Origin of the sequence: Clostridium sp., from assembly GCF_030532265.1 — a bacterium.
Lineage (GTDB): Bacteria > Bacillota > Clostridia > Clostridiales > Clostridiaceae > Clostridium.
This window is the reverse complement of the sequence record NZ_JAUNLM010000071.1, coordinates 1-8,198: the sequence shown is the minus strand read 5'-3', so window position 1 is coordinate 8,198 and position 8,198 is coordinate 1. Positions and strand designations below refer to the sequence as shown.

Annotated in this window: 5 protein-coding genes and 1 pseudogene; all 6 read left to right on the top strand. The window is 30.3% G+C overall.

The window, feature by feature from the left end:
* Positions 1–290 (top strand): annotated as a pseudogene (locus Q4E08_RS10920) (single-stranded-DNA-specific exonuclease RecJ); the annotation flags it as partial.
* A 28-nt stretch (positions 291–318) separates the two neighbouring features.
* On the top strand, positions 319–1,398 hold the full coding sequence (locus Q4E08_RS10915; RefSeq protein WP_303130913.1) for an undecaprenyldiphospho-muramoylpentapeptide beta-N-acetylglucosaminyltransferase: 1,080 nt from the start codon (positions 319–321) through the stop codon (positions 1,396–1,398).
* A 297-nt stretch (positions 1,399–1,695) separates the two neighbouring features.
* Positions 1,696–5,208, top strand: coding sequence for a pyruvate:ferredoxin (flavodoxin) oxidoreductase (nifJ, locus tag Q4E08_RS10910; protein WP_303130911.1), 3,513 nt, complete (start codon positions 1,696–1,698; stop codon positions 5,206–5,208).
* 177 nt (positions 5,209–5,385) lie between these two features.
* Positions 5,386–6,639, top strand: a complete 1,254-nt coding sequence (locus Q4E08_RS10905; RefSeq protein WP_303130910.1) for a PocR ligand-binding domain-containing protein — start codon at positions 5,386–5,388, stop codon at positions 6,637–6,639.
* Between the two features lie 5 nt (positions 6,640–6,644).
* Positions 6,645–7,400, top strand: coding sequence for a response regulator (locus Q4E08_RS10900; protein ID WP_303130908.1), 756 nt, complete (start codon positions 6,645–6,647; stop codon positions 7,398–7,400).
* Between the two features lie 249 nt (positions 7,401–7,649).
* Positions 7,650–8,198 (top strand): propanediol/glycerol family dehydratase large subunit (locus Q4E08_RS10895; protein ID WP_303130906.1); only part of this gene is annotated, 549 nt, incomplete at its 3' end.

Here is an 8,198-nt window from a genome sequence, read left to right as displayed (position 1 = left end):
TTGCTGTAAAAGATATACTTATAAAAAGAGTAATATTTATGGGAAAAGAAAAGAAATTTTTAAGATTCAAAATTCAAATGAAAGATGGCAAAATGATAGATGGTGTAAATTTTAATAAATATGATTACTTTAAAGAGTTGTATGAAAATAAATATGGAAAAGAACAATTTTTAAAGCTTCAAGATGTAGGATATTGTAACTTTAAGATGGATATATTATACTATCCAGAAGTAAATGAATTTAATGGAAATAGAAATATTCAATTATCTATAAAGAGTTTTAGAATATAATAAATATAAAATAAGGAGAGGATATTTTTTGAGTAAATATAAAATAATAATGACTGGTGGGGGAACAGCAGGTCATGTTACTCCAAATTTAGCATTAGTTCCATCATTAAAAGAAGAAGGATTTGAAATAAAATACATAGGAAGTACAGATGGTATAGAAAAAGAAATAATAACATCAAACAATATACCTTATTACGGAATATCTTCAGGAAAGCTTAGAAGATATTTTGATGTTAAAAATTTTACAGATCCCTTTAAAGTATTAAAAGGAATAGTTCAAGCTAGAAAAATATTATCTAAAGAGAAACCAGATGTTATATTTTCAAAAGGGGGATTTGTTACAGTTCCTGTTGTTATAGCTGCTTCTATGCTTAAAATACCGGTAGTTTCTCATGAATCAGATATTACACCAGGTCTTGCAAATAAGCTTGCATCACCATTTTGTGATAAATTATGTGTAACATTTAGGGAGAGTTTACAGTTTGTTAAAAATAATAAAGGGGTATTGACTGGTAGTCCTATAAGAAAAGAAATTTTAAATGGTTCAAAGTTAAAAGGGAAAGAGATTTGTTCCTTTAAAAATGAAAAAGACGTAATATTAATAATGGGGGGGAGTTTGGGCTCAAAAGTAATCAATGACGCCATAAGAGAGAATATAGATAATATTCTGAAATTTAATAATATTATTCATATTTGTGGTAAAGGTAATATATGTGACAGCATGAAGAATATTGAAGGTTATAAACAGTTTGAGTATGTAAGCGAGGAGTTAAGCCATTTAATGAGTTATGCAGATTATATAATTTCAAGAGCAGGAGCAAACTCAATATTTGAATTTTTAGCTCTTAGAAAACCAACACTATTAATTCCACTTTCAAAAAATGCAAGTAGGGGAGACCAAATCTTGAATGCAAACTCATTTAAGAAAGAAGGATTTTCAATTGTTATGCAAGAAGAGGAAGTTAAAAAGGACGGAATTTTAAAGGGAATAAAAATGTTAAAAGAAAATGAACAAGAACTTATTAAAAATATGGAAAATAGTAAGATGAATGACGGAGTTAAAGAGATTATAAATGTGATAAAAAGTAGTATTACAGCTAAGAAATAAGAAAAAATAAAAGTTAAAAAATTAACACTAAAATTTAGTGTATTAAAGCTTATGACACTCTTGCAAATTTAAAATAGTGTTATATAATAAAAGAGAAAGTTTGTGTTAAGTTAATTTATTTATTAATTTAACATTAAACTTAAACAGATATTAAATAAAATTGTATTTTATGCATTTATTATTGCTATAATATATAATTTTATTTTATATAAGATTAATAAGAAGTTCCTAGCTTTTTATTGATACACAAAAGAATTTAAAAAGTTGATTTTTATTTTCAGAAAGAGGGGTCACGCGATGAGAAAAATGAAAACTATGGATGGTAATACAGCTGCTGCTCATATATCTTACGCATTCACAGAAGTTGCAGCTATCTATCCAATAACACCATCATCACCAATGGCAGAGCACGTTGATGAGTGGGTAGCGCAAGGAAGAAAAAATATTTTCGGTCAACCAGTTAAGGTTATGGAAATGCAATCAGAGGCTGGAGCTGCAGGAGCAGTTCACGGATCATTACAAGCTGGTGCATTAACAACTACTTATACTGCATCACAAGGATTATTATTAATGATTCCTAACATGTACAAAATTTCTGGAGAATTACTTCCAGGAGTATTCCATGTATCAGCTAGAGCATTAGCTACTTCAGCATTAAACATCTTTGGAGATCACCAAGACGTTATGGCTGCAAGACAAACTGGATTTGCTATGCTTGCAGAAGGATCAGTTCAAGAAGTAATGGATTTATCAGCTGTAGCACATTTATCAGCTATTAAATCAAGAGTTCCATTCTGTAACTTCTTCGATGGATTCAGAACTTCACATGAAATACAAAAAATTGAAGTTTTAGATCAAGAAGAATTAAAACCATTAGTTGATATGGAAGCATTACAAGCATTCAGAGATAGAGCATTAAACCCAAATCACCCAGTAACTAGAGGTACTGCTCAAAACCCTGATATCTACTTCCAAGAAAGAGAAGCTGTTAATAAATTCTACGATGCTGTTCCAGATATCGTTGAAGGATATATGGCTGAAATCACTAAGTTAACAGGAAGAGAATATCACTGTTTCGATTACTATGGAGCTGCTGATGCAGATAGAATTATCGTAGCAATGGGATCATGTACAGATGTATGTGAAGAAACAGTTGATTACTTAAATGCTAACGGAAATAAAGTTGGGGTTGTTAAAGTAAGACTTTACAGACCATTCGACGTTGAAAGATTAAAGAAAGTTATTCCTGCTTCAGTTAAGAAAATTGCTGTTTTAGATAAGACTAAAGAGCCAGGATGTAATGGAGAACCATTATACTTAGACGTTATGAGCGCATACTACGGAGTAGAAAATGCACCTGTAATAGTTGGTGGAAGATACGGATTAGGATCAAAAGATCCAAACCCAGGTCATATCGCTGCAGTATATGAAAACTTAACTAAAGATGAACCAAAGAATGGATTCACTATAGGAATAGTTGACGATGTAACTAACACTTCATTAGAAGTTCATGAAGATATCGATGCTACTCCAGAAGGAACTACAGCTTGTAAGTTCTGGGGATTAGGATCAGACGGTACTGTTGGTGCTAATAAGAGTGCTATAAAAATCATCGGAGACCATACAGATATGTATGCTCAAGGATATTTCTCATATGACTCAAAAAAATCAGGTGGTATAACTGTATCACACTTAAGATTTGGTAAGAAAGCAATTAAATCACCTTACTTAATAAATAAAGCTGATTTCGTAGCTTGTCACAACCAATCATATGTATTCAAATATAATGTTCTAGAAGGATTAAAGAAGAATGGAACATTCTTATTAAATACTATCTGGAGCCCAGAAGAAGTAGAAGAACATCTACCAGCTTCATATAAGAGATATATTGCTGAAAACAACATTAAGTTCTACACTTTAAATGCTGTTAAGATAGCTCAAGAAATCGGATTAGGCGGAAGAATTAACATGATAATGCAATCAGCTTTCTTCAAGTTAGCTAACATTATCCCTGTAGAAGACGCTGTTAAATATCTTAAAGATGCCGTTGTAACTTCATACGGTAAAAAAGGTCAAAAAGTTGTTGATATGAACAATGCAGCTATTGATAAAGGAATTGAATCAATTGTTGAAATTAATGTTCCAGCAACATGGAAAGATGCTAAAGATGAAGTTAAAGAAGAAGGAAGACCAAGACCAGAATTCGTTAAAAACATTGTTGATCCAATGAATAGACAAGAAGGATTTGAACTTCCAGTATCAGCATTCGATGGAATGGAAGATGGTACTTTTGAACAAGGTACTGCTGCATTTGAAAAGAGAGGTATAGCTATAAATGTACCTGAATGGGATAAGGATAAATGTATTCAATGTAACCAATGTTCATATGTATGTCCACATGCTGTAATTAGACCATTCTTATTAACTGAAGAAGAAAGCAACAACGCTCCAGAAGGATTAAAGATTGTTGCTGCTAGAGCATTAAAGACAGAAGAGCCAATGAACTACACAATGGCTATTTCACCACTTGATTGTACAGGATGTGGAAACTGTGCACAAGTTTGTCCAGCTCCAGGAAAAGCTTTAGTTATGAAGCCAGCTAACACTCAAGAAGGAGAAGCTGCTAATTGGGATTACGTAACACATGAAGTATCAGTTAAGAAGAACCCAATGAACAAAAATACAGTTAAGGGTAGCCAATTTGAACAACCATTATTCGAGTTCTCAGGAGCTTGTGCAGGTTGTGGAGAAACTGCTTACGCTAAACTTATAACTCAATTATTCGGAGACAGAATGATGATAGCAAATGCTACTGGATGTTCATCAATCTGGGGAGGATCAGCACCTTCAACTCCATACACAACTAACCATAAAGGATACGGTCCAGCTTGGGCTAACTCATTATTCGAAGACAATGCTGAATTCGGATTAGGTATGTTCTTAGGAGCAAAAGCTATAAGAGAAAGATTAGTTGAAAAAGCTAACTTAGCTATCGAATCATTAGAAGAAGGAGAAGCTAAAGAAGCTCTTAAAGCTTGGGTTGAAAAAGTTGAAATCGGAGAAGGAACTAGAGATAGAGCTGATAGAGTTATCGCTGCTTTAGAAGGATTAGATAATGAATTTGCTAAAGAAATCTTAAAAGAAAAAGACTTCTTAGTAAAACCATCACAATGGATCTTCGGAGGAGACGGATGGTCATACGATATCGGATTTGGTGGAGTAGACCACGTATTAGCATCAGGAGAAGATGTAAACATATTTGTATTTGATACAGAAGTTTACTCAAACACTGGTGGTCAATCATCAAAATCAACTCCAACTGCTGCAATAGCTAAATTTGCTGCATCAGGTAAGAAAACTAAGAAGAAAGATCTTGGTATGATAGCAATGAGCTACGGATATGTATATGTTGCTCAAATAGCAATGGGAGCTGACAAGAACCAAACTCTTAAAGCTATAGCTGAGGCTGAAGCATATCCAGGACCATCATTAATCATTGGTTATGCACCATGTATTAACCACGGAATTAAGATTGGTATGGGTAACAGCCAATTAGAAGCTCAAAGAGCTGTTGAATGTGGATACTGGGCTATGTACAGATACAACCCACAATTAAAGGGAACTGATAAGAACCCATTCACATTAGATTCAAAAGAGCCAAAGGGAGATTTCAAAGAATTCTTAATGGGAGAAGTTAGATATGCTTCACTTGCTAAGGCATTCCCAGAAGCTGCTGATGCTTTATTTGAAAAGACTTATAATGACGCTATGGAAAGATTAGAAGGCTACAAGAAATTAGCTGGAAAATAATAGCTTATTAAATATAAAGACTAGATAAGTTAATTCTTATCTAGTCTTTTTTATTAAGATTAAAAAATATGTTGAAATTTATCGTTATTGCAAAGTATAATAAATAAGTATTTAATAAAATTTAAAAGCTTAAAAAATAAATTTATTAAATAAGTTTATTTGTAATAGGAGATTAATATGGGTAAAAAAATTCTACATTTGAATGATGTCATAGATATAGATATATTTCAAAAAATTCAAGATGATATTGCAGAAGCAACAGGAATATCAATAATAACAGTAGATTATAAAGGCAAACCCGCGACGAAACATAGTAAATGTAGTGATTTCTGTAATCTTATGAGACAAGAAAAATCATATTCAGAATTATGTGAAAGGTGTGATTCAAGAGGAGGGCTTGAAGCAGCAAGGCTTGAAAAACCATATATATATAAATGTCATAAAGGTCTAATTGATTTTGCTACACCTATAATAGTTGACGGACAATATTTAGGTTCCGTAATGGCAGGACAAGTGTTAGCAAAAGAAGATAATTTAGAATTAGAAGATATAGTATCAACTAAAGATAAATTAAATGACTTAGATAATGAAGAAAATAAAAAATTTTTAGAGGCTTATAGAAAATTACCGATAGTTGAGTTTGAAAAAATAAAAGCTACAGCAAATATGATGTTTCATATAAGCAACTATATAGTTGAAGAAGCTGTACTTAAAATGGCTCAAAAGGAATTGAATGATAAAAATATAAAAATAATAGAAGCAAAGAGAGAAAAAGCTGAATTAGAAAAAGAATATGAAGCATGTAGACTTAAAGCACTTCAATCTCAAATAAATCCACATTTTTTATTTAATGTTTTAAATAGCATTTCATCTTTAGCTATAATTGAAAATGCAACTAGAACACAAGAAGTAATTTATAATTTATCAAACATGTTAAGATACACTTTAAAAAAATCTGATAAGATAGTTTCTTTAGAAGAAGAACTAGAATATATAAAGTCCTATTTAAGTCTTCAGAAGGTGAGATTTGGAAAAAGATTAGATTATGATATTAAAGTTGATAATGAATTTATAGAAAAAAAAGTTCCATTTATGACTATACAAACATTTGTAGAGAATTCTATAGTTCATGGAATTGAAAATAAAGAAGAAGGTGGAAAAATCTTATTATATTCTGAAAAAGAAGAAGATGGTTTTAGTATTATTATAAAGGATAATGGTGTTGGAATGACAGAAGAAAGATTATATGAAGTACAAAAGGAATTAGAAACTAAATATGATAATAATTTAGATAAAATAGGAATTAATAATGTAAATAAAAGAATGGCTAACTATTATGGTGAAGATTATAAAATAGATATAATTAGTAAAGTTAGGGAAGGAACTATTATAAAAATAAAGTTTTTTGATAGAAGTTTTAGCTGGAGTTGATAAAAATGTTAAAAGTGATGATAGTTGATGACGAAAGTTTAGAAAAGGAAGCATTAAGAGTAATATTAGGATCAATAGATAATTTAAGTATAGTTGCAGAAGCATCAAATGGCAGGGAAGCAATTGATTTAGATAAAAAATATAATCCTGATTTAATAATAATGGATGTAAAAATGCCAGGTATAGATGGATGTAAAGCTACTGAAATAATAAAAGCATACAATAAAGATAAGATAATAATAATGGTAACTGCTCATGATGATTTAAGTATAGTTAGAAAAGCAGTAAGCTTTGGAGTTGATGATTATATATTAAAACCAATAAATCCTAAAAAAATATGTGATATAATTGAAAAGATAATTGTTAATTATAAAATTAACGATTATAATGAATTCAATAATACTGTTCAAAATAAAGAAGGTAATAATAAAACTTCAAATTCTAATAATAATCAGATTAGGACAGCAATAGATTACATAAAGAATAACTTTAAAGAAAACATAACTTTAGATAAAATAGCATCTATTTGTAATTTGAGTCCATGTTATTTTAGTAAGTTATTCAAAAAAGAAATGGGAATAAATTTTAATACATATTTAAATAATAAGAAAATAGAATATGCAAAGGAAGTATTGAAGACAACGGACACTCCTATTCTTAATATTGCTTTAGACTTGGGGTTTGAGGATTGCGGTTATTTTATAAAGGTCTTTAAAAAAAGTGAAGGCTTAACGCCTAAAAGATATAGAGAAATAATATAACAATAAAAGGGAATGTATAAAATTTTATACATTCCCTTTTATTGTTATATGAATAGCAAAAAAGTTCTAGTTTTTCTAAAAGACAAAAAAGTACTATTTTCGTTGATAAAAAGTAAACAATATAGTCATAGAAGAAGACAATAAATTTTAATGGATTTTTATTTTAATTATATTAAAATGTATACATCGATAAAAAAATAACAAATGCAATTATATAACGTAATTATATTCTGAGGGAGGAATTTTACAGTGAAATCAAAAAGATTTGAAGCTTTAGCAAAACGTCCTGTAAATCAAGATGGTTTAATTGGAGAATGGGCTGATGAAGGTCTAATAGCAATGGAAAGTCCTAATGATCCAAAGTCATCTATAAAAATAGAAAATGGAATAGTAGTAGAATTAGATAGTAAAAAAAGAGAAGATTTTGATATGATAGACAGATTCATAGCTGACTATGCAATAAATTTAGAAAATGCAGAAGAAGCTATGAAATTAGATTCAGTTGAAATAGCTAGAAAATTAGTAGATATAAATGTTGGTAGAGATGAAATAGTTAAAATAACTACAGCAATAACTCCAGCTAAGGCTGTTGAAGTTATGACTCATATGAATGTTGTTGAGATGATGATGGCACTTCAAAAGATGAGAGCTAGAAAAACACCATCAAACCAATGTCACGTTACAAACCTTAAAGATAATCCAGTACAAATTGCAGCAGATGCAGCAGAAGCTGGTATAAGAGGTTTCTCAGAACAAGAAACTACAGTTGGTATAGTAAGATATGCACCATTTAATGCA

Coding starts and splice junctions, on each gene's coding strand:
- Q4E08_RS10905 (WP_303130910.1), top strand. CDS start 5,386: ATGGGTAAAAAAATTCTACATTTGAATGATGTCATAGATATAGATATA.
- Q4E08_RS10900 (WP_303130908.1), top strand. CDS start 6,645: ATGTTAAAAGTGATGATAGTTGATGACGAAAGTTTAGAAAAGGAAGCA.
- nifJ (WP_303130911.1), top strand. CDS start 1,696: ATGAGAAAAATGAAAACTATGGATGGTAATACAGCTGCTGCTCATATA.